Raw genomic sequence first — 1433 nt, 5'->3', positions numbered from 1 at the left:
GACTGCCCACGATAAAACCATCCTCCAACATAGTCATCTGATGGCAACTTGCTCACTACATCTAGTAACTCTTGGACAGACTCCAATTTATTCATAAATACTTGTTCCCAATTTTAGTATGCTAACGTCCGCCTAAGGGGCTGGCAACGCATTACACTAAACTCAATCACAACAACCGGAACCACCGCAGCTCATTGGGACTGGAAACGCCACGCGTTGACAGTCCCTCTTGAGGCGTTTGTTATGCGCAACTCACCGTAACTTCATAATTACGTTCAACATTAGCGGAAACTTTACCCCACGTAGAAGATTTAACTCTTAGCTGATGCTTATCAAAAGCAGCTTGATCTCTAAACTCTTCATACACATCGAATCGATATGGGTTTTCTTCGTTTTGCGTGACTTCAAAAATCAGAGAACCATCTTCTAATCTCGTGAGACGAACATGATTGTCTAGCTCATTGATAACCACAGTTAGCTCTGCTTTTGGCACAACAATGAAGCCTTTTAGAATTACCTTGCTCAATTTCTATCCTTTTAAATTTTGCAAATGTAGCTGATTTTTTATGTTAGGCGCATAACGCCCGCCTAAGGGGCTGGCAACGCATAACACTAAACTCAAACACAACAACCATAACCACTGTAGCTCAATGGGACTGGAAACGGCGCGCGTTGACAGTCCCTCTTGAGGCGTTTGTTATGATCAGCGAGCTAAAGGTTGCTAGATTTCTTTTAACACTCGTGCTGGATTGCCACCAATGACAACATTACTACCAAAACTCTTTGTTACAACGGCTCCCGAGGCAACAACAACGTTGTCACCTAACGTCACTCCTGGGTTGATCGTTGCATGACCTCCAATCCAACAGTTGTTACCTATTCTGATTGGCTTTCCAAACTCTAACCCACTGTTTCTCTGAATCGGATCGATTGGATGAGTTGCCGTATAAATTCCAACCTGTGGTGCTATAAAACAGTTATCGCCAATGCGAACTTCCGCTACGTCCAAAATGACACAGCCAAAATTGGCATAGAAATTCTCACCAACGTGTATATTCAGCCCGTAATCGCAGTTGAAGGTAGATTCAATGTGAATGCTATTTCCTGTAGAGCCCAACAAGGATTTGATTATCCCTACTCTTTTCTCTGGGCAACTTACACTTGTTTGATTTAGCTTCTCTGTGAGTAAACGAGCCTCAAGACGCAACTTGACGAGCTCAGCGTCACTCGGATCGTAATACTCGCCAGAGAGCATTTTTTCTCTTTCTCTCATATACAACTCAGTCCTAAATTTTAATGCTGCTCATAACGCCCGCCTAAGGGGCTGGCAACGCAAACCACTAAACTCAAACACAACAACTGTAACCACCGCGGCTCAATGGGACTGGAAACGCCACGCGTTGACAGTCCCTCTTGAGGCGTTTGTTAGGCGA

Annotated in this window: 2 protein-coding genes; both read right to left on the bottom strand. The window is 44.1% G+C overall.

All coding sequences use genetic code 11. From position 1 onward, the window contains the following. Window positions 1–241: 241 nt before the first annotated feature. On the bottom strand, window positions 242–526 hold the full coding sequence (locus tag AACQ79_RS13070) for a putative quinol monooxygenase (RefSeq protein WP_170899892.1): 285 nt from the start codon (window positions 524–526) through the stop codon (window positions 242–244). A gap of 195 nt (window positions 527–721) precedes the next feature. Continuing rightward, window positions 722–1273 (bottom strand): sugar O-acetyltransferase, encoded by a 552-nt coding sequence (locus tag AACQ79_RS13065; protein ID WP_123014137.1) that lies wholly within the window; start codon window positions 1271–1273, stop codon window positions 722–724. Window positions 1274–1433 lie beyond the last annotated feature (160 nt).

The organism is Vibrio sp. 3-2(1) (assembly GCF_963887575.1).
In the GTDB taxonomy this organism is placed as follows: domain Bacteria; phylum Pseudomonadota; class Gammaproteobacteria; order Enterobacterales; family Vibrionaceae; genus Vibrio; species Vibrio anguillarum.
The sequence above is the reverse complement of the archived record's forward strand: the minus strand, read 5'-3'. Positions and strand labels throughout refer to the sequence as shown.